Here is a 24325-nt window from a genome sequence, read left to right as displayed (position 1 = left end):
AATCTGCTAAAAAACATAGCCTCGCTATCTCGCTCAACCATATGTTTTTCTTAACGCATCTTAATTAAAAATAAAATAAGAAGTTCTAAATCTCGCTTCAATGCATTATACGTAATATATACTTTTTTTTGCGTATAAAACTATTTATTATTTATTTTATAACCCTACACTAATTAAAAGCGCAGTATCTACTTTTTTCATATCTCCATCAGTCATATGACCAATTTTTTCTTTTAATCTTTTTTTATCTAATGTTCTTATTTGTTCTAGCAAAACTACAGAATCTTTATTTAATCCATACTCTTCTGAAGAAATTTCAACATGAGTAGGGAGTTTCGCCTTATTTATCTGGGAAGTAATAGCTGCAATAATAATAGTGGGACTGTACTTGTTACCAATATCATTTTGAAGTATAATTACAGGTCTAATCCCGCCTTGTTCCGAGCCTACAACCGGGCTCAAATCAGCATAAAATATATCTCCTCTTTTTACTATTGTTGTCATTTGACAAATCACTCTCCGAAAGCTTAACTTCGTATTCTTTAAAATCTTTAATATCAATTTCAAAACCCATATTAGCCATTTCTAAATTTAACTCAGCCATTTCTAAATATCCTTGTTTCATTTCATCTATATATTTAAGATTTTTCTTTCCCTCGATATATAGTATTATAGCTTCCCGAATAAATTCACTTCTTTTTTTACAATCTTTCGAAAGTATCTTATTAAATTCACTGTAAAGTTTTTTTGAGAGGTTTATTACTAATTTCTTTGAAGTTGACATAGAAAATTTAATACCTCCTAATAAGTAAAGCAACAATATGTATGAATATATTATAATTCAACCTACGTCAATCTGTCAAAGAAATTATTCGCGTTTTCGTTTTTTTTCGACAAGTAATTTTATGTTTAAATGGTTCATTCTACATATAATGCATGAATATTATACATATGTTTTTATCTTTACAACTCTACCTTCACTAACATAAACTCTTGGAACTCTTTTTCCAATCATGCAGATTACTTCATAGTTTATCGTCCCTATTAATTCTGCTACTGTGTCTGCTGTAAATTTATTATTTTCATCCTCACCTATTAATATTACCTCATCGCCAATTTTGGCTCCATCAATTTCAGTAACATCAATCATGCACTGATCCATACAAATTTTACCTATTACTGGAGCGAATTTCCCCCTCAATATAACCTTTCCCTTTTGAAATAAGAGCCTTGTATACCCATCAGCATATCCAATTGGAAGTGTAGCTATAATGCTTTCCTTCTCTGTTTTATACTTTCTTCCGTAACTCACATATTCTCCAGCAGGTAGTGTTTTTATGTGCACTACATTTGTTTTTAATGTCATTACAGGTTTTAAACTTATGTTTTCCTTATTTACCTCGCCTGACGGATAATAGCCATATACTATTATCCCTGGCCGCACTGCCTCATAATGAGTTTCTGGCAAATCTATAATAGCAGCACTATTAGCAATATGCCTCATTTTTATGTACACTTTTTTCTCTTTTAACTTTTCATAAAAAGCGTCGTATTTTTTTACTTGATCATAAGTATAGGTCTTATCTTTTTCATCCGCTGTAGAAAAATGACAAAATAACCCTTCTATGATTATGTTAGGTAGCTTGCTGATATTATATACCTCTTCAGCGCTTTCCTCATTTGGTAGATATCCTATCCTCCCCATACCGGTGTCTACCGCTATGTGAATTCTAGCTACCTTATTTTTCTTTTGAGCCATCCTCGAAAGCTTGCTTGCAAATTTATAAGAGAATACTGTTTGTTCAATATCATATTTCAATAAATTATCGATTAAATTTGGTGGTGTAAACCCCAAAATCATTATTGGGCATTCTATACCTGATCGCCTAAGTTCCACCGCTTCACTTTGCTCTGCTACAGCTAATCTATTGGCACCATTTTTAATGAGTACCGGTGCTACGTCTACAGCTCCATGCCCATAGGCATCCGCTTTTACAACCGCTATAATATTCTCACTTCTAGCTACCCGCCTAATTTCTCTCATATTATGAGCTAACTTATCTAAATCAATCTCTGCCCACACGGGTCTTAAGTGTTTAAACATGCCTTCACCTCATTTGTTATTTATAGCTAACACTACCGAACTGAAAGCTCTGATTGTTCAATTTTTACGTTAGGAAGAAAATCCGTATATTTTATCTCAATTTTTTCTTTATCATTGATATCATAAATAACCATTCTAGCTGGCAACATACTTTTAGTATTAACATAAAGCAACGCCTTATTAATATTTTTATTATTACCAGGAATAAATAAGTTAATTACTGTGTATTCAATACCATTAATGGTTTTGATATCATATTCTATTTTCTCATTAGTATATAATAATCCTATGTATTCGCCAATAAAACTTAATTTAAGGACTTCATCAAAATCTTTGCTCTGTACATACTTTGTTCCATTGTTTTTGTCACTAATATAAATTTTATCATCAGCTTTAAAAATAAATACTCTGTTTTTGTTTAGCTCTAGCTTGTATCCGCCTCCCCTTAAATAGGTTTGTTTTGCCTTATAATTAATTGTCTGTTTATCATTCTTTACATCCATATTCATTTGTGCAGTATAACTTTCCATGTTTTTTAAAAATGTTGTAATATCATTAGTATCCTTTGGTTTCTTATAGCATGAAGTTAATAATAGCGAGCTTAAAATCAGCAAAAAGCTTAAAATTAATAGTGAATTTCTTTTCATTGTTATCCTCCTAGCGTTTCTCTAAAGATGCAAAAGAATTTTCAATTGTTAGATATCTAACGAAATATTCTACTACTAATCTATTACTAATAGTTGCATACTATTACTAAAATAACTAATTCCAATGAATAATGCCCGTCTCTACTTACAAACTTCTTCAATCTTTTTTGTAGCTTCCACTATAGCATAAGCCACAGCACTGTCTTCTCCATGAGATATACTAAGGTGAATATTGTATTCCCCTTCTTTTTTGGCTATTAACTTTGCCTTCCCCTTTAAGCTCACTACAGGCTTTCCAAGGGTTGTCCTGTCAATTTCAATATCTTTAAAATCAAATCCTCTAAATCCTGTCCCTAAAGCTTTTGCTACTGCTTCTTTAGCAGCAAACCTTCCGGCCACATATTCTGCCCTTAAATTTCTGCTTTTAAGATATTCTAATTCAACTGTTGTGAAGATCTTCTCTAAAAACTTCTCATTGCTCTCCATAGCCTTTTTTATCCGTCGTATTTCAACAATATCAGTACCGACACCAAGAATCATAACCATCACTCCCACTCATTGATCTATATTTATAAGTTTAGTTTTTGTATTTCGTAAAATACAGCTGTTAATTTTATCATTAGATATCTATATATAATACTCCTACTACAACAATAATATAATACAATTTTGATTATTTATTGTACAAATTGATCTATTATTTTATTTTTACAATAATTATAATATTGTCATCATTAAAAAATTGTTATACTAAGAATATATAGTTTTCAGCTGCATTGTTCTTTTGGAGTAATTTTATAACAGTCTCATAACTTTCCATTGTAAACCAAAAAGAGGAGCATTCTCCTCAGGAAGAGGTTCAGTTTCCTCATATGTTAGACTAATTAAATATTAGCAAGTAGCTATATTTTTTAAAATCTCATCAAAGTCACTAGTATATTCATCAATATAATCACCCAATATGTCAATCATGTGAATAGGTGATACCGTATTGTCATATAACATTTTTAAAAGATTCTTAACTTTATGTCTTTGTGGGCTTATGTTTTCTACGCAATCTCTTTGTATACCTACCACTGATCCATCAACTATGTCCTGTCTTTCTATTTCAATACCATAAGCTTGTATTTCAGTAAGTTCACCATACATTGAAACGGAAATTTGACTTTTTACTAACCTATAAAAATAATTATGGTTTACATCACCATCTGTTACTTTTCTTAATAAATTCTCTATAACTACCATATATGTTTTCCCCCTATACTTATGTTATGAGAATACATTAACATTACTTTTCAAAATAATCTGTCACTTTATGAAATGCGTTTCACATATATTATCTCTTTAAAATGACAACTTAAACCTTTTCCACCCATAATGCCACGATTAATAAAGAATAGTAAACCATCCACATATATATGAGCTAGATTATTTTGTCGAAATTATAATAAATATAACTAAAAGTTTTTAATATAAAATCGAATATTTTTTAGCAAATTAGAACTATTCTTTATAATCACCTTCATTATTATGAAAATTATGATTATAATGTAAACATTTGTCATGATAATCTGGTATTCTATTCACTATTTTCTCTATTCTTTAATTTCATTACGTAATTGTATTTTTTTCCTTTATTCTCTTAACCATTTTATATCTATAAGCCCCAATTAATTTTCATAAATATTCCAATATTGATAATGCTGTAATAACTACAGTACACTCATCTTTACTATAATCCTCAATAAAAATAAATAACCCCTTACCAATAGGTAAGCTACCTATTGGTAAGGGATCATAATTTATAGCATCTTTAAAAACGCTGGGAATGCTACAGATAATCCTGTAATAATAAGTCCACATAGGAAAGATCCTACAACAGCACACATGACAGATCTTTTAAAATCCAACTTTAAAAAAGCAGCTATCGCAGTCCCTGTCCAAACGCCTGTGGTAGGAAGAGGTATCGCTATAAAAGTTATAAGCGCTATTTCTTCAAACTTTTCAAATTTAGATTTGTTCTTGCTTATTTTTTTATCAATTAGATTATATATACCACTAGTTAACTTATATTTACCTAACAATTCAAATATTTTATTAAAACATATCAATACAAAGGGAACCGGAAGCAAACTTCCAACAAAACTTAATAGGAATACTACTATTGGATTCATATTGTACAAATTTATTCCAAGAGGTATAGCACCTTTCTGCTCCATAAGAGGCACTGCGGATAACAATAATACATTTAACCAATTCATATAAATTCTCCTTATTTATAAATTATCTTCGTAATTATTTTTCAAAATTTTAAATATCTATTACGTGATGTTGTCTGCTCTCACCGATGAAAAACACTGCCAGAGCCCCTGGGCCACTAAATCTTCCAACTACTGGTCCGATATAATGAATAATTACTTCTTTAACCACAACCTTTGCGAGTATTTCCTCTTTAAGTCTTACAGCTTCATCATAACAATCTGCATGACAGATAGCTATAGTTTGAGTTTCAGGATTTTTAATCTTCTCCTTCACTATTTCTGCAAGCTTAGTTAGAGATTTTTTACGCCCTCGAACCTTGAGTACTGGCATTACACGTCCGACCTGGTTAATAGTAAGTATAGGCTTTATATGTAGTACTAGCCCTAGAGTAGCCGCTACATTAGATATCCTTCCACCTCTTTTTAAAAAATTTAAATCCTGCACAGTGATGTAAGTATTTAAATTTTGTATGTTTTCTTCTATTTGGCATACAATCTTCTCCAAAGTGTAGCCTTCATTTTTCATTTCCACGGCTTTTTTAACCATAAGACCTTGACCCAGTGATGCTGTTAACACGTCAACAATATATATACACGAATTAGGGAACTCTTCTAATATAGCAGTTTTACCAATATTAGCACTGTTATAGGTGCCACTAAGGCCTGAAGACACTCCAATATAAATTACATCCTTACCATTTTCTACAGCTGATTTGAAAATTTTATAGAAGCTTTCAGAATTTGCTTGAGAGGTATTAGGTAATGCTCCCTCCCGAAGGTCATCAAAAAATTGTTTGTGACTTAGGCTTTGTCCTAAATCATCTAAGTACTCTCTACCATTGTAACTAAATGGCAACATAGCAAAAGGGATATTATTACCGTAAATGTATTCCTTGGGCAAATCACAGCAAGAATCTGTCATAATAACAAAATCTCTCATTTGCATTCCTCCTACGTTTTATATTAATCATATTGTGGCAACCTTTAAGAAGGAAAATACATCTTTTTCACATAAAAAAATGTTTTGCCATTTTTCTTTATAATTCTTCAAATTTGTTACACAATCATTTAAAAACTATAGCATAAAAAGCGTTTACTGTAAAATAAAATTGCTCTAAATTGGTAAATTGTTATTGCTTTCTAAATATTCCTATACTATACTTTATAGCAATAACTATTATTTTCGAATAGTTATTAAAGGAGCGATATAAATGAATGCATTAGAAGTGACAAAGGATATTTACTGGGTAGGTGCACTAGACCCTAATCTTAGAATTTTTGATATAATTATGTATACCCCTTTTGGTACTACTTATAACTCTTATGTAGTAAAAGGTAGTGAAAAAACTGCAGTATTTGAAACAGTAAAAGAGAAATTTTTTGATGAATATCTAGAAAGATTAAAATCTTTAGACATTAATATAGAAAACATTGATTATATAGTAGTAGATCATACTGAGCCAGACCATGCAGGCTCAGTAGGAAAACTTTTAGAAATTGCTAAAAATGCTAAAGTAGTAGGATCACCTGCAGCAATTGGATTTCTTAAAGAAATCATAAATAGAGATTTTGAATATATAACTGTAGGAGACGGCGATAGTCTAAGTCTTGGAAATAAAACCTTATCTTTTATTTCAGCACCTTTTCTTCACTGGCCAGATTCAATTTATACCTATGTTGCACAAGACAAGCTACTTATCACTTGTGATTCCTTTGGAAGTCACTACGCAAGTGATGCGATGTATAATGATTTAAACCGAAACCAAGAAGATTATTGTGAAGCCTTAAAATATTACTTTGACTCTATTATGGGACCCTTTAAACCTTATGTGTTAAAAGCTATAGATAAAATAAAGGACCTGCCAATAGATATAATATGCCCAGGTCATGGTCCTATTTTAAGAGAAGATCCCTTAAGTGTCGTAAATCAATACAAACAGTGGAGCCTTCCCGAAAAATCACCCCAAGACGAAACACAGGTTACCTTATGCTACGTTTCAGCTTATGGCTATACTGAAACTGTAGCTAAAAAAATAGAAGAAGGTATAAAATCCAATAGTAATTTCAAAGTTAACATGTATGATGTTATCTATCATGATATGAATGATATTTTAAAAAGCATAGATAAGTCTGAAGGAATAATTTTTGGTTCTCCTACCATAAATGGAGATGCCCTAAAACCAATATGGGATATTCTAGTAAATTTAAATCCTATAGTTCATGGTGGAAAAGTAGCCTCCGCATTTGGTTCTTATGGTTGGAGTGGTGAAGCTGTTCCAAATATAGAGGATAGATTAAAACAAATTAATCTAGATTTATATCCTTCTATGAAATTTAAATTTAAACCTTCTGAAAAAGATTTAAACTTTGCCTTTAAATTTGGAGAAAGTTTTGCGGAGAAAATAGCTGAAAAAATTAAAATAAAAAACAGTCCCGCTAAACCTTCTACGGAGAAACGATGGAAATGCATCGTTTGCGGCGAAGAATTTGATGGAGAGAAACCACCTGAAATATGCCCTGCTTGTGGTGCAAGTGCTGATCAATTTATTCAAGTATCAGAAGATGTAATTACCTTTAGTTCTGATAAAAAAGAAAAATTCTTAATTATTGGTAACGGCGCTGCTGGATATTATGCTGCTGATGCCATAAGAAAAAGAAACAAACAATGCGTTATAGAAATGATATCTAATGAATCACAATTAACCTATTACAGACCTTCAATTTCCGATGGCATAAGTGAAGACCTTAAAGATGATACTTTCTACCTCTCTCCAAAAGAGTGGTATGTGGATAACAATATAAAGCTTACCTTAGGAGTGCAAGTTCAAAGCTTAAACCCTGAAGAAAAGCAAATATTACTTGAGGGTGGTAGCGCTATAAGTTACGATAAACTAATATTAGCAAATGGGAGTAAAAACCATATGATTCCTGTAGAAGGAGTAGATAAACAAGGAGTATTCACACTGCGAAGTCTAAAGGATTTAGAATCCATTAAGAATAAGATGAAGACCTCCAAAAGCGTAGTTATTGTAGGTGGTGGACTTTTAGGTCTTGAAGCTGCATATGAAATAAAAAAGGCTGGCCTCAAAGTTTCAGTAGTTGAATTTAGTGATTCCCTACTTGTTAAGCAATTAGATAGTGAAGGTAGCCTTATACTTAAAACTGCAGTTGAAAACGAAAATATTGAAATTATATTGGGAGATTCAGTAAATCTTATAAACGGTGAAAACGGTGTTACATCAGTTACACTCAAAAGTGGAAAAACAATAGATGCAGACTTAGTACTATTTTCAACAGGTATTGCACCAAACAAAAACATAGCTGATAACACTAATATAAAAACTAACAGAGGCATACTAGTCAATGAAAATATGGAAACTAATATTAGTGGCATATATGCCTGCGGTGACATTGCAGAATTTGAAGGCACCGTATATGGAAATTGGCCTGCCGCTGTAGACATGGGTAAGATTGCAGGTATAAACGCAGTAGGAGATAATAAATCCTATGTGCACGCACTTGGTGTTATATCCTTTAACGCCATGGGCCTAGAACTATTATCTGTAGGTGAGATTTCAAAGAATCAATTTAAAGCTATTAGCTCGAAAGATAGTGAAAACAACCTATACAAAAAATTGTTCTTCAATAAAGACATCATAACCGGTGGAATTATAATTGGAGACAACAAATCCTCCGCCAAACTAATAAGTGACATTGAGGAGTCAAAATCACTTGAAGAAGTAATGAAGGAATCTTTGATCTAATAAGACAAAAAGGCACATATGACTTTACGGTCTTATGTGCCTTTTTTATTTTATTAATTATACTTTTACTTTAGTGCCTGATCAATACCCTCTGCCAATGCCCTCGCTATCTTATCTTGGTAAGAGTCACTTGCAAGCAATTTATCCTCAGAAGCATTAGATTGAAAACCCATTTCCACTAAAATAACAGGTACCTTAGACCAATTAAATCCTGTCATATCATTTCTTTCCACAACGCCTCTATCCTTCATACCAACCTTATTAATTAAACTACTAAAAACTATCTCTCCATATTTTTTACTTGTCTTATATATGGCATTTGTATTTTTAGTATCTGCAGGTACAAGCATTGATGCTCCTTTAACAGATGAATTATCATCTCCATCCGCATGGATTCTTATAACTAAATCCGCCTGATTATCGTTGCCGAACTCGGCCCTTGCTTTACTTCCCATAACTATGTTATTTTGCGTTTTAGTCATTTTTACAGTATATCCTTTTTCCTGTAGTACACTTTTGAGTTTAACTGCTACCGCCATATTAACCACGTATTCAGGAGTTCTTGTATTAACACCCTGAGCACCACCCGGTTCAATTACTTTCATTGTACTTGAACCTGGATCTTGTTGCTCTTTTTTGCTACTAGTAACACTGCCATGTCCTGGATCTATAACAACAACTTTTTGAGAACTTCCAATTGAGCTTTTCTTATCTTCATCAGTTTTAATCTGTGATTTTTTCTCTATCAAAGCTTTTGCTTTTGCTTCTTCTTTTGCTTTTGCTTCTTCTTCTTCTTTCGCTAATTTTTCTTCTTTAGCTTTAGTTAATGCTTCTTCTTTAATCTTCATAGTTTGTACAGATCTTTCATGTTTTTTTACGGCATAGTTTGTACTATATAATGCACCACCCAAAATAGCTAAACACATGAACGCTAATATTATTTTTTTCTTTTTTAACATTTTAAATCCCCCAGCCTTTCTCTGCATACAACAAAAAATATTATTGCTTATTTCCCCATTTATTTATTAACATAACCATAATTATATCAGATTAGCAGCTAAAATAAAAAAGCATATGTTCACTGTTATGTTTTGTACATTATATTCCAAAAATTTCATAGTATTACGACGAGCTAAAAAGCCTAAGATAATAACATTAGTAATCAAATTTTAAAAAGGAGGAATTTTAATGCCACACAAAGACGATATATATTACGATGAAGACCGTGATAAAATAGAAAAAGCTAATAAAATAGAGGATCTCCAGAACTTAGAAAAAGTCCTACTAGAACCTAGCGATGCCTTAACTAGCACTATAATATTGCATCATTAGAATAGGTCAGTAAATCAAGAGAAAAACCTAAAATATCTATACAAAAAAATAAAAAGCTAGCAAAATTAAATTTTGCTAGCTTTTTTATATTTGTTTAAATAAAGGGATTGGGTTCTAGCATTAACTTAGTCTCTTCCTTGGGGGGATAAAGATTATTAGTACTATATGTATTAGAAGTTTCTATAGTGTTATTGTATATTAATTTTTCCTATTTGTCAATAATTATTATTATTTAATATCTTTTATATCGCGAATTCTTCTTCGCCATTTAAAATGAACTTATTAATAATATGTGCAACCCCATCTTGCTCGTTAGTTTTAGTTATAAAATTTGCAGCTCTTTTAACTTCTGGGAATGCATTCCCCATAGCAACTCCTAAGCCGGCATATTTAATCATATGAATATCATTACCTGCATCTCCTATGCATATAACCTCTTCTTGTTTAATATTTAGCTCCTTCGCTAGAGCCGCTACCCCTGTACCTTTATTAACTGATTTATGAAGAAACTCTAAATAGAAAGGTGCACTTCTAACTATTGTGTACTTATCACTTACTTCTTCAGGAATTCTTTGCATTACTTCATCTATAATGTCTGGCTCGTCCACAAACATAACCTTAACTATAGTAGTACCTTCTTCTACATCCTCAACAGCTATTACCTCATTAGAAATATGATTCATTTCTGCTTCATTTCTAGTGTATTTAGTATCCTTAGGCGAAATTACCGTATTCTCTGTTAATGCATGTATATTCACCTTTAGCTCTTTGCTTAATTCATACAAATATTTATAATCTTCAATAGTTAATGTTGTTTTAGCTATCGTTCTGTTACCTTCAGTATTTTGAACTAAAGCTCCATTAAATGCTACTGCATAATTATCTTCTGAAATTAAGTTAAGTTCTTCTAAATATCTTTTAAACCCAACTAAAGGTCTTCCTGATGCTAGTACAACTTTTATTCCATTTTTTTTTGCTTGTTGTATTGCGTCAAAATTCACTTGTGAAATTTGTTTTTTATCATTTAATAATGTTCCATCCATATCTAGTGCTATTAATTTATACATTCAATTACCTCCGTGTTAAAAACATTTCTTAGACCAGTTTAAGTATAACATATAATTTTATAAGTAATGGATTTCATTCTCTATAAATTCTCCGGTAATTTTACATTCAAAATAACTAAATTCATATATTTATTATGAATTAAAGCATATCATACCGTTAAGTTCCACATAAAATAATGTCATTTTTACTATACTTAGGTAATATACTGACTATAATATGTAAAATAGCACACTTACACTTACAAGGAGGTTATATATATGATGCTAAAAAAAGAAAAACCACTGATTATTACTCTATCTATCCTTATTTTAGCAGCATTATTATATGTCGTTTTCTCCTTAAATAAATTGGCTACGCCCAATGCATCTTCAAATATTCCTTCACAAAAAGGAGTACTTGAACTTTCAAATTGGGATTTTCATAAAGATGGATATACTTCCCTTGACGGGCAATGGCAATTTTACTGTCAGCAATTACTATCGCCAAAAGATTTTACTAATAATTCTCCCCTTCCCTCTTATATAGAAATGCCAATGCCTTGGAATAAATATAATAAAAATTATGATTCTAATGGTTATGCTACATATAGTTTAACAATAAATTTAAATTCAAAATATAAAGATACACTTTTAGGCATAAGTCTTCCTCCCATGTTATCTTCATATAAATTATGGATTAATGGACAGCTCTTTTCATCTAATGGTATTGTTGGCAAAAGTAGTTCTTCCGAGCTTCCTAAATCTCTTCCAATTACCAGCTATTTTATGAATAATAATGACAAAATACATTTAGTACTTCAAATTTCAAATCATAACTTTAGAGAAGGAGGTACCCGTGGCAATATTTATCTAGGATTGCAGTCCCAAATGTCGAATAAAAGAGACGCATCAATTGCACTTGGATTTTTTTACTTTGGTATACTGCTTATAATGGGCTTATATCACTTATGGTTATATGCTTTTAGAATAGATGATACTTCTAATCTTTATTTTGGTATTTTTTGCATAATTGCATCTTTAAGGGCCTTAACTGTTGGTAACAATTATTTTTTAACCTTATATGATAACGTAAGCTATAGCCTAGCTCTTAAACTGGACTACTTAACTTTCTATGCAGCAGTTTATTTTATACTTATTTACACATGCGTAGTTTTTAAACTAAATTACTCAAAAAAAATTATAATAATCTATAACTTTTTTTCCCTATTCTTTATAGTTACTACTGTTTTTATTTCCCCACTAATTGCTTCAAAACTCCTTAGGATATTTCAAATATTCAATAATTTAAATGACTATTCTTTATTAGGATTCTTCATTATCGTACTTTTAAATACTTTTATATTGGCAATGAATCATTCTAAAGCATATAAAAAAATCGAAACTTTATCTAAGGAAAATGAAGAGTGTCTTTTAAGAGAGAAGCTTAGAGAATCTACCTTTCTTCTAAATTCAACCTTGAATTTAGAAGAAGTTCTAGATAAATTATTAAAAAATTTAAAACAATTAGTGCCTTATGACAGCGCATCATTTTTCATGGAAGAAAACAACCATTTCAATATTATGGCGGGAACTGGTTTCAAAAACATAAATGAGGTATACAAAATTCACATAAGTAAAAAAGATGATAAGCTATTTAAAGAAATATATGAAACTAATACTACTTTATTAGTTTCGAACGTTAAACAAGATCCACGTTTTACGCATTATATAGGTCTACCCAATATTGAAAGTTGGATGGGCATCCCTATAATCTTTAAAAATAAAATCATTGGAATCTTAACATTAGATTCAGTTCAAAAAAACATTTATACTAAGAATCACTGTGATATAGCCTTATCCTTTTCCCACCATGCAGGAATGGCTATAGAAAATGCTACCTTGCATGGCAAAGCTAAAAAGCTAGCTTGCATTGACTCTCTAACTAATTTGTACAACAGACGAAGTTTTTTTGAACTTGCAAATATAAGCTTTGATAAGGCTAAATTATTGCTACAACCTATTTCATTCATTATGATTGACATTGACGATTTCAAAAAAATTAACGATAGCCTAGGCCACCATACTGGAGACTTAGTTTTAAAACGTCTATCGAAAATTTGCTTAGAAAATCTAAGTGAAAATCATGTTTTAGGTCGTTTTGGGGGTGAAGAATTTATTATATTATTACCTAACACCTCCTTTGAAGGTGCTGAAATAATCGGAGAAAATCTGCGCAGTGCTATAGAAAATAATCCTTTAATTATTAGAACATCAGATTCAATACCTATCACCTCAAGCCTTGGAGTTGCTACACTTACTCCTACTGTTCAAGATTTGAATTATTTATGCATAGCAGCGGATAAAGCCATGTACCGAGCAAAGGCTCTTGGTAAAAATAAAGTTGTATCAATAAATTTGGACTCTAAGAGTAATTTATACACCGCTGAGTGAATTAGAAAAAAGTTATCCACATTGTTTTCCGCAAGTTGTTCCTATATAATAAAAAAATGTAGCGTAAAGGAGGAACTAATGAAAATGCTGGGATTACTATAGGTGATCATAAAGTCAGTGACGAGCAACAAATTTACAATATCAGAAATGCTTGGAATTATTTATTTGATACAGTGAGGAAGAGCTAGAATGTTGCTTAACTTACAAGAATGCCAGCAATGTAAACTAGGTCATATCATCTTTTCGATTTGATTTTTCCTCCATCCATTTCATATACTGTATCCGGTAACCCAAATACGATTATTTTAAAAACATTATAAAACTTTTATTTTAGAGCACTATTTTACCGATGATACATAATATGAATTGTAGTTGGATTTTACATTCAGCTATAATTTAAAGGAGACTGATAAAATGTCTTGTAATGAAAATAATTGTATTAGTATGGTATTTTCTATGACAAATGAAATAAATAACAGTGTTGTTGCTTTTATTCGCGATAACATGGGAACTTTATCATGTCCAAAAGCTTTTAGAACAGGTGGAAATGGGACAGGCTTGCAACAAGTAGATCCTCTTGGTTCTCAAGGGTCAATTGCTTTATCCTCTGACCGTAAATTTCTCTTTGTGGTTAACGCTGGCAGTAATAATATAAGTAGTTTTCGCGTATGTCAAGGGGGCCTATCTCTTATTGAAGTAGTGCCATCAGGTGGTATTTTTCCTAACAGCCTAACTATAAATAACTACAATATTTATGTAACAAATGCCGGTAACCCACCTCAATCCACTGCTAATGTTACTGGATTTCATATTGATTCAGATGGACACCTTAGCATTATAAACGGTTCTCAAAGACCATTGAGTTCCAGTGATGCTCAACCAAAATGTATTGTTTCAAGACCTTACAATAATAAACTTGTTGTAAGTGAAGCTGTAACCAATAATCTCAGTGTTTACAATGTAGATTGCAATGGAAGGCTAAATGGTCCAACTGTAACCCCATCTAATGGTGTAGGTCCTTTTGGCTCAGCTTATCTTAATAATAATCTTTTGGTAGTTAGTGAGGTAGGTACAAATGCATTATCCTCTTATAGGGTTATGAATAATGGAGTTCTTGATGTTATTAGCGGTTCTGTCTTAAATAATCAAACAGCCACTTGTTGGGTTTCAGTTGATCCCAATGAGCATTATGCTTATACCTCTAACCCTGGTAGTGGCACAATAACTCGATATCGTATTATGAATGGAGGAACTCTTACTGTTGTAGAAAGTATACCAAGTACACCTAATAGAACAGGAAGTCCGATTGATAGTGGAATAGACATGTATGGCAAAAACTTTTATGTTTTAAATGGTGGCGAAGGCTCAATCAGTGTGTTTAAAATTGATAATAATGGACATTTAGTTCTATTACAGATTTATCAAGATACAAAATTACCACAAATTGGTGCACAAGGATTAGCAATACTCTAAATATCAATAAATTATGCTTTTAAAATGAATGTAAACAATAAAAACTGTTTTTACTTTTAAAGTATATCATCTGAAAGTAACACAAGTGTAATTGTGTTACTTCTCTATTTTTCCACTTACACCAATTAATTATTTAAATATATTGTATTCATACATTTTGATTCTACTACCACCTAGTAACAAATATCATACGTTCTTCATATTATGCATAATAGTGGTTTAACAATTAATAGTTGTTACCTACAACTAACTCACTACAAGGAGGGTTAAAATGTACGGAAATCCATATATTACGTATGATCCAAATTTATTATCAAACTCCTTAGAAGGTATTAGAGCGGCAGTTCAAGGTGAAAAAGAAGATGAATTGTTCTATGACTACTTAATAAGCGTTGCTCCTACAGACGATGAAAAAAAAATTATTGCATCTATAAGAGATGATGAACGTGGACATAATAAAATGTTTAGACAAATATATAATAACATCACTGGAATAGATGTACTACTTAAAGACGATGAGGAATTTGTGAAACCTATTTCTTACCTTGATGGTATTAAAAAAGCATTATTTGGTGAACTGGGTGCTGTGGAAAGATATCGAGAAATCAGAAGAGGACTTCCATGTACAATGTATAGAGATATACTTTTCAACATTATAACTGATGAAATAAAGCATAGTGTAAAATACAATTATCTATTTACCTTAAACAAAAAATAACATTTACATGCTATCCCGCGCCCTTTGTCCCAATGTAAGGATTATTACTGAGAATAAAATTAATATGCATCCAATTACAATAGTAAAGGACAGCTTTTCACTTAGAATTATAACTCCAAGTATAATGCTTACTATAGGCTCTAAAGTGCTTAATATCGCAGCACTCGAAGGGCCTATTATTTTTATGCCCTTTAAAAACATCGTAAGAGCTAAAACTGTAGATACTAGAGCGATGCTACCGGAAGCTAAAAAACTATATGGCTTTATATTAAAATCTAATTGTCCATTAATCATGCCCATTATGAAAATTGACAGCGCAGCTATAAACGCTAAATAGAAAGTTAGTACAAACGTATCGATTTTGTTAACTTCACTATGTGCAACTCCAACAATATAATACGCATAGAAAAAACCTGAAATAAGAGCAAGCCAAACTCCTTTAAAATTTAATGAAGCGCTCCCACTGTCCACTAAAAGATATATTCCGAGCACTGATAAAATTAACGCTAAAATTTTACTTAAATGCAATTTTTCTTTGTACAAAATAACTGAAAAAGCTGTTACTATCACAGGGTAAACGAAATGTAGAATAGTAGCGAGTCCCACAGATATATAATTATATGATAAAAACAGCGCATAAGATGTGCCTGTATATCCTATAATCGACAAAAAAATAATGTGCATTAGCTGTGACTTGTTTAATTTAAAATCTTTTTTTGTAACAACTATGTAAAGTAATATTATTAAAGTAGCTATAAAGAACCTAAGAAATAACACTGTTGTTGCATTCGCTCCCCCAGTATAAGCTATTTTTGCGAGAATTGGCATAACTCCAAAAGCCGCTGAAGATACTACTGTATATATTATTCCATCTATCTTTTTCATTTGTTCACATCCCTTTCTTTATGTCTACGTATCATTCTATCACAAACAAAAAAAATAAAACTACCAAAATACCTCTAATGTATTTTGGTAGTTAAGTCTCTAGCTGCGAATATGTTGCAGCCTCCCAGAAGATTATTTAATTAGTAACTTCATCAATTATACTATTAATATAATTTAGTACTTCTTTCTTTTGTTCTATAGATTTACCTTTTACTTCTTCTATTGTACTCAAAATGTTTTTTGCTTGTTCTTTTTTCGTTTCATTCATATATTTAGTGGCACTTTGTATTCTTTGTTTTGCCGCTACTAATTGCTTATCTATATCTTCGTCGCTTGTCGTGTCAAGACCTTCGGATTGAGTTTTTGTTTCCTTAAATCCAACCGTTCCTATTATTTTATGATTTCTAATTGCAAAGCTCTTTATCTTAATTGGAAGTATATCTGTTTTAATTTTTATTAGATTATCCTCAACATAAAAGACATCATTACTCTGCTTGGCAATTTGAGACATTATAAGTTCTTTAGGTAATGTTAGCTTTCCAACTTTAAAATTATCAGCAACGTATGTAATTTCACCATTAGAAACATCTAGCTTTCCCGTGGACGATAATAATAAATTAATATTCTTATAACTGAATGGAGCCTCAATCAAAATTTTATCATTTCCTATTTTTGTGTTAATTTCCTTAATAGTTATGTCTCCCTTACTTATAGGCTTTTTAAAATATAGATTAATCAACGCATTCATATTCTCTTGATTTATTGCAAATTGCCCACTTTTTAACAGTATGTCTTTTTCAAGTTCCTGTATAACATTTGTAGAAGCCGTTTTTTCAACTACTACTTCACCATTATATAATATCGAGCATGCAAAAATTGCCAGAGCCACGAGTAAAATAATTGGCACCCATATTAGTTTGCTTCTCTTTGATTTATTATTTCTAGCCATATTCCCCTCCTTAATCCCCTTTTACTTATATATGTTACCACAATTTCTATAATTCGGCACTTTAAATTAAATAATTAACAAATATTCTCTATTTAATTCTTAACCCTTTTCTTAAATATCTTTATGAAAAAGCATACTCTAAAAAAATAAAACTACCAAAATATCTCTAATATATTTTGATAGTTTTCTATTTATTTATTCCTCATAGTCCAGAAGCTTTTCTTAATTGTTCAGCATCGCCCCGATTTATATTCCTAAATGATGCATGCTTAACTCTATCCTTAGATTGAATCTTAGGTATTACCTTTTTCTCTTTTGTTAATGAATCGCGCTTAATTTCCTTTTGCTTCCCAGATCCTTTTTTCTCTTTCTCACTACTTGAAGATTTATTTTTAAATTCATTCACAGTATTGTTATTATCATTTATTACTTTTTTCTTTTCTTCTATAGGTTTACCATGCGCTCCATCTATGGTATTTAGAGGCTTTCTTTGTTTCGCTGTAGCTAATTGCTTATCTGTCTCTTCTACATTCTTTGCATCAATATTTTTAAATGGAATTCTGGAGCTTTGCTTCGCAGCTGTTCCTGATATTCTATTATTTTCAACTTTTAAACTATTTATCTTAAAAGGAACTACGCTTGGATTAATTTTTATTGAATTGTCCTCAGCATAAACATTCTTATTATCAGACTTTGAAATTTGTGACAACACTATTTTTTTAGGTATTGTGAGCTTGCCAATTTTAAAATTTTCAGCAGTATATGTAAAATTGTCTTTAGTAAAATCTATCTTTCCCTTGGACGAAAATAATAAATTTACCTTCTTATAGCTGATAGGAGCCTTAATTACAAGTTCATCCTTTACAATCTCTATATTAACTCCCTTAAGAGTTATATCCCCCTTAGTTTCAGGCCTTAATAATTTACTTAACTCATCTATGTCATTTTGAGTTAATTCAAATTTCCCGCCTTTTCCCTGTATTTTTTTAAGTTTATCTATAATCTCTGAGGAAGCTGTTTTTTTAAATACTAATCCACTATTGTATAATATTAGGTATGCACAAACTACTGTTGATCCTAATAAAATAGTTAATGTCCCTATAATTATTTTCCTCTTTAATTGCATGTTTTCCGACATATTCTCCCCCTTTTTTCATTAATATTTATATGTTAACACATTTAACATAATTTTTAACTCTAATTCACATAGTTCACAAAAAATTTTTCTCTAACTGCAAATAAAATTGGTCATATTATACTTATCTAGAAAAATTGCGGTACAAGCCTTTTGTATGATATTATGTATCTAATAAACAAAACATATTAGGAGGATATTATGGGAACACAAAAAACGCCTTATGTTAATCGAAAAAACCATTACGATACTCTATTAAAAAAGCAAAAACAAACCATAGGTTTTATAAGCTTATTAAGATTAATAGTTTTCGTATCCGGATTGAGCTTTACAATTTTCTTTTATTTACGAACTACTTACTATTTAAGCCTTTTAATATTAGTTACCACCATCATCACATTTATAACTTTGGCAATTAAACATAGCAAGATAAAACGCAACAAAATCAGATGTTCGATTTTATGTAAAATAAATGAAAATTGTCTAAAACGCATAAACAACAATTGGAAAGATTTTTCTGATAATGGTGATGATTTCAGCGATGAAAATCACAGTTACTCGAAAGACCTAGATATATTTGGCAATAACTCCCTTTTCCAATGGATAAACACCTGCATAACTTATCTTGGTAGACAAAAATTGAAAGATTCTCTTTCCGCCCCTATTTATAATACTGATGAAATACATAAAAGGCAGGAAGCCATAAAAGAGCTCGCTGGGAATATTGGATGGACACAGAGATTTGCAGCGGAAGCAATACTTAGCGAGAATAAAAACCATAACCCTGGGGAATTGCTTGAATGGGTAAAGGATAAAAATGAGTTTTTCCTAAAACCTCTAGTAATAACCGTAATAAGGATATTACCAATAATAACTCTATCTCTTATGGTATTATCATTTGTTTTCTCTAAAGTATCTTACAGAATACCCCTTTTAGCAATTGTCATTCAGATAATACTTCTTTTAGTTGGATATAAAGAAGTAAGTAGAAATTTGGACACTGTATATAAATATAAGGATTCAATTTTTATATATAATAAACTCCTTATGCATATAGAAAAGAAGACTTTTACCTCAGAGTACTTAATCAAATTGAAAGAAAAACTTGTTAATAAGGACGGAATGAACGCTTCTTTTCAAATTAAAAAACTAGTAAATCTAGTAACAGTAATATCCGACAGAAGAAATATGTATTATTTACCTATAAATATCCTCCTCCTGTGGGATTATCAATGTTTAATTAATCTTCAGAAATTTAAGAAAAAGAGTGGTTCTTCTCTAGCAACTTGGATAGATGTTATAGGTGAAATTGAATCCTTAAATAGTTTATCAATTATATCCTATGAACACCCTGACTGGGCAATGCCAAAATTTAAGGACGGATCCCCTATATTTGACGCTAAAAATCTGGGCCATCCACTACTCGGAAGTAACCGGGTATATAATGATATCCGCATAGAAAGATCACAAAATGTTCTTTTAATAACAGGTTCCAATATGTCCGGTAAAAGCACACTTCTTAGAACTACAGGTATTAACTTGGTTTTAGCCTATGCTGGTGCTCCTGTATGTGCGCAAAGTTTTAACTGCTCTATAATGGACATTTATACCTGCATGAGAACAAGTGATAACTTAGAAAAAAACATTTCATCCTTCTATGCAGAACTTTTAAGAATAAAAAAACTTGTAAATGCTACGAAAAACAAAACTCCAATTTTCTTCTTATTAGATGAAATCTTTAAAGGAACTAACTCTATAGATAGACATACCGGCGCTAAAATACTAGTCGCCAAGCTAAGTACTGAGAATGCACTAGGCTTTGTGTCTACCCACGACTTAGAGCTAGGTGACATAGAAACCACTAATAAAAGAGTTAAAAATTACCATCTTAAAGAATATTATAAAGATGATAAATTATACTTTGACTATAAACTCAGACATGGAGTATCTACCACTAGAAATGCATTATACTTAATGAAAATGGCAGGCCTTGATATTCCACCTGACATTGAACTCCCAAAATAAAAAATAAAAAAAGTATATATTACAATGCATTATACGTAATATATACTTTTTTGCGCATAAAAAAGCGTAACATCATTTAATAATTCGGTTAATCATAAGGTCAATTATTCCATCATATATATTAAATAATGCAGTCTTTTCTTATGGTCAATATAATTAGTAATTTAACCATGTATATGTTTTGGCAATTTCCCTATGTTTCAATAGGTTTTTAATATTAATTTAGAGCAAAATAATATTATAGTAATATCGTGAAAGGAGAAATCTTATGAAAATCAATTTAAATTTAAAAAAATTTATTATACTAGTTTCTATATTCACTTTTTTGAAAGGTTCTTTTTTCGCCGATTTTGCTAGCAAAAGTAAAGACTATGAAGATAAATATGGTGTTTATCTAGTCTTCGCTGAATGACACAATAAAATACATCAAATTTAAAAAAGTTGTATAAGCTAACTAAAGGATAAAATATCCAATAGAGCTTGTACAACTTTTTTATTACCTCTTATCTTTTATATCCCTCGGGATGACTTTCATGCCATTTCCACGCAGTTTCTATAATAGTTTCAAGAGAAGCATATTTAGGTTCCCATCCGAGAATTTTCTTAGCCTTTTCACTAGAAGCTATAAGAACTGCAGGGTCTCCTGCACGTCTAAGAGCCATTTCAGCCTTTATTTCTTTTCCAGTAACTTTTCTTGTTACGTCGATTACCTGTTGAACAGAAAATCCTTGCCCATTTCCAAGATTGCAAGTTATACTGTCCTCCCCGCATCGTAGCCTCTTCACTGCTAGTAAATGAGCACTAGCAAGATCAGTTACATGGACATAATCTCTAACACAAGTACCATCCTCAGTGTCGTAATCATCTCCAAATACCATAATCTTTTCTCTTTGTCCGAGTGCTACCTGAAGAATAATAGGAATTAAATGAGATTCTGGTCTATGGTCTTCTCCTATATTTGAGCTTATATGTGCACCTGCTGCATTAAAATATCTTAACGCAGTATATTTTATACCATAAGCATTATCACACCATTTTAAGATCTTCTCCACACAAAGCTTTGATTCTCCATAAGGATTAGTAGGAAAAGTCTTATCTTCTTCAAGTATAGGAATATTATCTGGCTCCCCGTAGGTTGCTGCAGTTGATGAGAAAACTATATATTTAACCTTATGATCTCTCATAGCCTTAAGTAAATTTATAGTAGATCCTATGTTATTTTCAAAATACTTTAGAGGTTCTGTAACACTTTCCCCTACCAATGAATCTGCTGCAAAATCTATAACTGCATCTATAGTATTCTCTGTAAAAACCTTATTAAGTATTTCATCGTCTCTTAAATCTCCACAGTAAAGCTTTCCACCAAGTAGCGCATCATGATGTCCCTTTTGGAAATTGTCTAAAACAACTACCTCTTCACCTTTTTCTAAGAGCTCAGCGACCATATGACTTCCAATGTACCCCGCTCCACCACATACTAAAATAGCCATTAACTAAATTCTCCTCTCATAAAAACTTATTATTAAATAATACAATCTTATATATTATTTTAACACAACAACTTCTATTAGTTGTAACTTTATTGTTAATCAAATCATTTCTATACGGTTGACAATGCAGTGCTACCATCATATAATAATTTGAACAAATATATAAGCTTTTCCGTATTATACTAAAAAGCTATTTTTATTGGAGGTACTATCAATGGATTCTGGCCCCATACCGAGGAATTACTATATAAAATTTAATATTATTATAGAGGAAGAATTCATTTATACTAGCGCTTTGACCTAATTATGCACTTTTCTTGCAAACCTTATTTTATTAGCAAACCTTCTTCCTCTAAATAAAAGTTAGGAGGGAGATTATGTCTCATAGATTAAACCAAAAAGAACTAACTGAATTTTTGTTAACCGAAACTATAGATGAAATAAATAAACTTATTCAGTTCATTCATCCTGCTGATATTCTAGTAGTTATTAGGCAATATGATGGAGATAAAATAAATTTATTTCAAAAGCTATCTCCAAATGTGATTGCAAACATTATTGATGATGCAGAAGATGAGGAGAAATATGACCTCTTATCCATTCATTCCACCATCATTCAAAAAAAAATCATACATGAAATGTCATCAGATGAATTAGTAGATTTATTAGAAGCTGTTTCGGAAGATGAAGCTAAAAGCATCATGAAAAAAATGAATAAAGAAGATGTTGACGAAGTCAACGCATTGTTAACTTACTCTCCAGACAGTGCGGGTGGTATTATGGCCACTGAGTTTATCAGTGTAAAAGAAAATATGACTATAGGTGAGACCTTAAATTATCTTCAAAAGGAAGCTACAGAAGCGGAAACTTCTTATTATATATATGTAATAGGCGAAAACGATCTTTTAAAAGGAGTTATATCCTTAAAAGACATAGTACTAAGCAACTTTGATGTGAAAATTTCAGATATCATGAATAGTAATGCCATGAGCGTCCCTGTTGATATGGATCAAGAAGAAGTTGGGCACATTTTCGAAAAATACGGGTTTTTAACTATGCCCGTAGTCGATGAAGATATGCATATTTTAGGAATAATAACTTCAGATGATATAATGGGAATTCTTAGTGATGAACATACTGAGGATCTATATCGTCTCGCGGGTTTAAAAGGAGATGAAAAGGTTACCGGTTCTCTTAAATCTTCCATCTGCAGTAGATTGCCCTGGCTATTTGTAAATCTAATAACTGCAATCCTTGCCGCTTCAACCGTTAGTTTTTTTGAAGGCACCATTCAAAAGGTTGTAGCCTTGGCCGTCTTCATGCCAATAGTTGCAGGTATGGGCGGTAATGTAGGTACACAAACGCTAACTATTATTATTCGAAGCATAGCCCTCGGAGAAATAGACGCTAAAAATTCCAAGAAAATATTATTAAAGGAATTCGGTGTAGGTCTATGTACAGGTGTTGCAGTGGGTATTGCAGTAGCTCTATTAGGCTGCTTTTGGGAAAAGAATATTGTTTTTGGGATAGTTATTGGTTTATCTATGTTGTTAAACATGATGGCAGCAACCATAGCCGGTTTTGCAGTACCAGTTATACTAAAAAAAATCAATATTGACCCAGCACTTGCTTCTGCTGTATTTGTTACTACAGTAACTGACATTTTAGGTTTCCTCTTCTTTCTTGGGCTTGCAACGTTATTTTTACCTTACTTAATATAATAAATAAAAACTACCAAAGTGTATTATTAAATATAGCATGATACGTATAGGATAGAGAGTAAAAAATATTTACTCTCTATCCTATATTTTTTATTTTTATAATTTAAGCATTAACTTTCCCTAAGAAGAAGTAATCTTCCCTAAGAAGAAGCAATTTCCCCTAAGAAGAAGCACCCCTCCCTAATAAGAAGTAATCCTCTATTTACATTATAAAGGTATTAATTTATACTTGATTAAGAAAAGCAATAATATTACATACTTGATTTAACAAAATATTATACCTTGGAAGGGGGGAATTTATCAAAAGTTGAATATTACTTTTGA

General features: G+C 31.2%; 22 protein-coding genes. 8 read left to right on the top strand and 14 right to left on the bottom strand.

The annotated features are described in order from the left end of the window. Positions 1-156: 156 nt before the first annotated feature. The 8 genes from ACWJJ2_RS16445 to ACWJJ2_RS16410 form a co-directional block, all read right to left on the bottom strand. Positions 157-504, bottom strand: a complete 348-nt coding sequence (locus ACWJJ2_RS16445; RefSeq protein ID WP_071614469.1) for a type II toxin-antitoxin system PemK/MazF family toxin — start codon at positions 502-504, stop codon at positions 157-159. After that, positions 464-784, bottom strand: a complete 321-nt coding sequence (locus ACWJJ2_RS16440) for a CopG family ribbon-helix-helix protein (protein WP_165412526.1) — start codon at positions 782-784, stop codon at positions 464-466. Before ACWJJ2_RS16440 ends, ACWJJ2_RS16445 begins: the two co-directional genes overlap by 41 nt. Positions 785-943: 159 nt before the next feature. After that, positions 944-2104, bottom strand: coding sequence for an alanine racemase (gene alr / locus ACWJJ2_RS16435; RefSeq protein WP_216302615.1), 1161 nt, complete (start codon positions 2102-2104; stop codon positions 944-946). 32 nt (positions 2105-2136) lie between these two features. Further along, a complete protein-coding gene (locus tag ACWJJ2_RS16430; protein ID WP_462953550.1) occupies positions 2137-2751 on the bottom strand; it encodes a germination lipoprotein GerS-related protein in 615 nt (204 codons plus the stop codon). Positions 2752-2892: 141 nt separating this feature from the next. Continuing rightward, the gene (gene acpS, locus ACWJJ2_RS16425; protein ID WP_220286167.1) at positions 2893-3291 is read right to left on the bottom strand and encodes a holo-ACP synthase; all 399 of its coding nucleotides are present in this window, start codon (positions 3289-3291) and stop codon (positions 2893-2895) included. 351 nt (positions 3292-3642) lie between these two features. After that, a complete protein-coding gene (locus ACWJJ2_RS16420; protein WP_165412522.1) occupies positions 3643-3996 on the bottom strand; it encodes a DUF6514 family protein in 354 nt (117 codons plus the stop codon). 557 nt (positions 3997-4553) lie between these two features. Continuing rightward, positions 4554-5012: a COG2426 family protein gene (locus tag ACWJJ2_RS16415; protein ID WP_220286168.1), complete on the bottom strand. Its 459-nt coding sequence runs from the start codon at positions 5010-5012 to the stop codon at positions 4554-4556. A gap of 49 nt (positions 5013-5061) precedes the next feature. Further along, positions 5062-5952 carry a DegV family protein gene (locus ACWJJ2_RS16410; RefSeq protein ID WP_220320123.1) on the bottom strand — a complete coding sequence of 297 codons (891 nt, stop codon included), beginning with the start codon at positions 5950-5952 and terminating at the stop codon, positions 5062-5064. A 271-nt stretch (positions 5953-6223) separates the two neighbouring features. Between ACWJJ2_RS16410 and ACWJJ2_RS16405 the strand changes: the two genes are divergently transcribed. Beyond that, complete coding sequence (locus ACWJJ2_RS16405; RefSeq protein WP_462953549.1) at positions 6224-8776, top strand: FAD-dependent oxidoreductase; 2553 nt, start codon at positions 6224-6226, stop codon at positions 8774-8776. A 65-nt stretch (positions 8777-8841) separates the two neighbouring features. Here ACWJJ2_RS16405 and ACWJJ2_RS16400 read toward each other — a convergent pair whose 3' ends face one another. Then, positions 8842-9735: an N-acetylmuramoyl-L-alanine amidase family protein gene (locus ACWJJ2_RS16400; RefSeq protein WP_462953548.1), complete on the bottom strand. Its 894-nt coding sequence runs from the start codon at positions 9733-9735 to the stop codon at positions 8842-8844. A gap of 229 nt (positions 9736-9964) precedes the next feature. On the opposite strand from ACWJJ2_RS16400, the gene ACWJJ2_RS16395 reads away from it, so the two are divergent. Further along, positions 9965-10108, top strand: coding sequence for a hypothetical protein (locus ACWJJ2_RS16395; protein WP_216302609.1), 144 nt, complete (start codon positions 9965-9967; stop codon positions 10106-10108). Positions 10109-10350: 242 nt separating this feature from the next. On the opposite strand, the gene yidA is transcribed toward ACWJJ2_RS16395, so the two are convergent. Continuing rightward, positions 10351-11175: a sugar-phosphatase gene (gene yidA, locus ACWJJ2_RS16390; protein ID WP_220286172.1), complete on the bottom strand. Its 825-nt coding sequence runs from the start codon at positions 11173-11175 to the stop codon at positions 10351-10353. Between the two features lie 258 nt (positions 11176-11433). Here yidA and ACWJJ2_RS16385 point away from each other — a divergent pair, with 258 nt between their 5' ends. The 3 genes from ACWJJ2_RS16385 to ACWJJ2_RS16375 all read left to right on the top strand — a co-directional run bounded on the left by ACWJJ2_RS16385 (position 11434) and on the right by ACWJJ2_RS16375 (position 15796). Next, positions 11434-13605 carry a diguanylate cyclase gene (locus ACWJJ2_RS16385; RefSeq protein ID WP_462953547.1) on the top strand — a complete coding sequence of 724 codons (2172 nt, stop codon included), beginning with the start codon at positions 11434-11436 and terminating at the stop codon, positions 13603-13605. Positions 13606-14019: 414 nt separating this feature from the next. Then, positions 14020-15078, top strand: coding sequence for a lactonase family protein (locus ACWJJ2_RS16380; protein ID WP_216302606.1), 1059 nt, complete (start codon positions 14020-14022; stop codon positions 15076-15078). A gap of 271 nt (positions 15079-15349) precedes the next feature. Then, a complete protein-coding gene (locus tag ACWJJ2_RS16375) occupies positions 15350-15796 on the top strand; it encodes a ferritin-like domain-containing protein (protein ID WP_216302605.1) in 447 nt (148 codons plus the stop codon). A 3-nt stretch (positions 15797-15799) separates the two neighbouring features. On the opposite strand, the gene ACWJJ2_RS16370 is transcribed toward ACWJJ2_RS16375, so the two are convergent. The 3 genes from ACWJJ2_RS16370 to ACWJJ2_RS16360 form a co-directional block, all read right to left on the bottom strand. After that, on the bottom strand, positions 15800-16681 hold the full coding sequence (locus ACWJJ2_RS16370; RefSeq protein WP_216302604.1) for a DMT family transporter: 882 nt from the start codon (positions 16679-16681) through the stop codon (positions 15800-15802). A gap of 136 nt (positions 16682-16817) precedes the next feature. Beyond that, positions 16818-17630, bottom strand: a complete 813-nt coding sequence (locus ACWJJ2_RS16365; protein ID WP_462953546.1) for a hypothetical protein — start codon at positions 17628-17630, stop codon at positions 16818-16820. A gap of 202 nt (positions 17631-17832) precedes the next feature. Next, on the bottom strand, positions 17833-18768 hold the full coding sequence (locus tag ACWJJ2_RS16360; RefSeq protein WP_462953545.1) for a hypothetical protein: 936 nt from the start codon (positions 18766-18768) through the stop codon (positions 17833-17835). Positions 18769-18966: 198 nt separating this feature from the next. Here ACWJJ2_RS16360 and ACWJJ2_RS16355 point away from each other — a divergent pair, with 198 nt between their 5' ends. Beyond that, positions 18967-20790: a MutS-related protein gene (locus tag ACWJJ2_RS16355; RefSeq protein WP_462953544.1), complete on the top strand. Its 1824-nt coding sequence runs from the start codon at positions 18967-18969 to the stop codon at positions 20788-20790. Positions 20791-21058: 268 nt separating this feature from the next. Beyond that, the gene (locus tag ACWJJ2_RS16350; RefSeq protein WP_220286177.1) at positions 21059-21202 is read left to right on the top strand and encodes a hypothetical protein; all 144 of its coding nucleotides are present in this window, start codon (positions 21059-21061) and stop codon (positions 21200-21202) included. Between the two features lie 91 nt (positions 21203-21293). Here ACWJJ2_RS16350 and galE read toward each other — a convergent pair whose 3' ends face one another. Continuing rightward, positions 21294-22280 (bottom strand): UDP-glucose 4-epimerase GalE, encoded by a 987-nt coding sequence (gene galE, locus ACWJJ2_RS16345; protein WP_216302600.1) that lies wholly within the window; start codon positions 22278-22280, stop codon positions 21294-21296. Positions 22281-22657: 377 nt separating this feature from the next. On the opposite strand from galE, the gene mgtE reads away from it, so the two are divergent. Next, a complete protein-coding gene (mgtE, locus tag ACWJJ2_RS16340) occupies positions 22658-24001 on the top strand; it encodes a magnesium transporter (protein ID WP_216302599.1) in 1344 nt (447 codons plus the stop codon). The last annotated feature ends 324 nt before the right edge of the window (positions 24002-24325 follow it).

This window comes from Clostridium sp. CM039 (assembly GCF_055081075.1).
This window is presented reverse-complemented; position numbering and strand designations above follow the sequence as displayed.

What these genes read in the sequence shown, in the direction of transcription:
- ACWJJ2_RS16405 (WP_462953549.1), top strand. Translation starts at nt 6,224, where the DNA reads ATGAATGCATTAGAAGTGACAAAGGATATTTACTGGGTAGGTGCACTA.
- ACWJJ2_RS16420 (WP_165412522.1), bottom strand. Translation starts at nt 3,996, where the DNA reads ATGGTAGTTATAGAGAATTTATTAAGAAAAGTAACAGATGGTGATGTA.
- yidA (WP_220286172.1), bottom strand. Translation starts at nt 11,175, where the DNA reads ATGTATAAATTAATAGCACTAGATATGGATGGAACATTATTAAATGAT.
- alr (WP_216302615.1), bottom strand. Translation starts at nt 2,104, where the DNA reads ATGTTTAAACACTTAAGACCCGTGTGGGCAGAGATTGATTTAGATAAG.
- ACWJJ2_RS16415 (WP_220286168.1), bottom strand. Translation starts at nt 5,012, where the DNA reads ATGAATTGGTTAAATGTATTATTGTTATCCGCAGTGCCTCTTATGGAG.
- ACWJJ2_RS16380 (WP_216302606.1), top strand. Translation starts at nt 14,020, where the DNA reads ATGTCTTGTAATGAAAATAATTGTATTAGTATGGTATTTTCTATGACA.
- ACWJJ2_RS16410 (WP_220320123.1), bottom strand. Translation starts at nt 5,952, where the DNA reads ATGAGAGATTTTGTTATTATGACAGATTCTTGCTGTGATTTGCCCAAG.
- ACWJJ2_RS16395 (WP_216302609.1), top strand. Translation starts at nt 9,965, where the DNA reads ATGCCACACAAAGACGATATATATTACGATGAAGACCGTGATAAAATA.
- galE (WP_216302600.1), bottom strand. Translation starts at nt 22,280, where the DNA reads ATGGCTATTTTAGTATGTGGTGGAGCGGGGTACATTGGAAGTCATATG.
- ACWJJ2_RS16350 (WP_220286177.1), top strand. Translation starts at nt 21,059, where the DNA reads ATGAAAATCAATTTAAATTTAAAAAAATTTATTATACTAGTTTCTATA.
- ACWJJ2_RS16365 (WP_462953546.1), bottom strand. Translation starts at nt 17,630, where the DNA reads ATGGCTAGAAATAATAAATCAAAGAGAAGCAAACTAATATGGGTGCCA.
- ACWJJ2_RS16445 (WP_071614469.1), bottom strand. Translation starts at nt 504, where the DNA reads ATGACAACAATAGTAAAAAGAGGAGATATATTTTATGCTGATTTGAGC.
- ACWJJ2_RS16385 (WP_462953547.1), top strand. Translation starts at nt 11,434, where the DNA reads ATGATGCTAAAAAAAGAAAAACCACTGATTATTACTCTATCTATCCTT.
- ACWJJ2_RS16400 (WP_462953548.1), bottom strand. Translation starts at nt 9,735, where the DNA reads ATGTTAAAAAAGAAAAAAATAATATTAGCGTTCATGTGTTTAGCTATT.
- acpS (WP_220286167.1), bottom strand. Translation starts at nt 3,291, where the DNA reads ATGATTCTTGGTGTCGGTACTGATATTGTTGAAATACGACGGATAAAA.
- ACWJJ2_RS16430 (WP_462953550.1), bottom strand. Translation starts at nt 2,751, where the DNA reads ATGAAAAGAAATTCACTATTAATTTTAAGCTTTTTGCTGATTTTAAGC.
- ACWJJ2_RS16360 (WP_462953545.1), bottom strand. Translation starts at nt 18,768, where the DNA reads ATGTCGGAAAACATGCAATTAAAGAGGAAAATAATTATAGGGACATTA.
- ACWJJ2_RS16370 (WP_216302604.1), bottom strand. Translation starts at nt 16,681, where the DNA reads ATGAAAAAGATAGATGGAATAATATATACAGTAGTATCTTCAGCGGCT.
- ACWJJ2_RS16375 (WP_216302605.1), top strand. Translation starts at nt 15,350, where the DNA reads ATGTACGGAAATCCATATATTACGTATGATCCAAATTTATTATCAAAC.
- ACWJJ2_RS16355 (WP_462953544.1), top strand. Translation starts at nt 18,967, where the DNA reads ATGGGAACACAAAAAACGCCTTATGTTAATCGAAAAAACCATTACGAT.
- ACWJJ2_RS16440 (WP_165412526.1), bottom strand. Translation starts at nt 784, where the DNA reads ATGTCAACTTCAAAGAAATTAGTAATAAACCTCTCAAAAAAACTTTAC.
- mgtE (WP_216302599.1), top strand. Translation starts at nt 22,658, where the DNA reads ATGTCTCATAGATTAAACCAAAAAGAACTAACTGAATTTTTGTTAACC.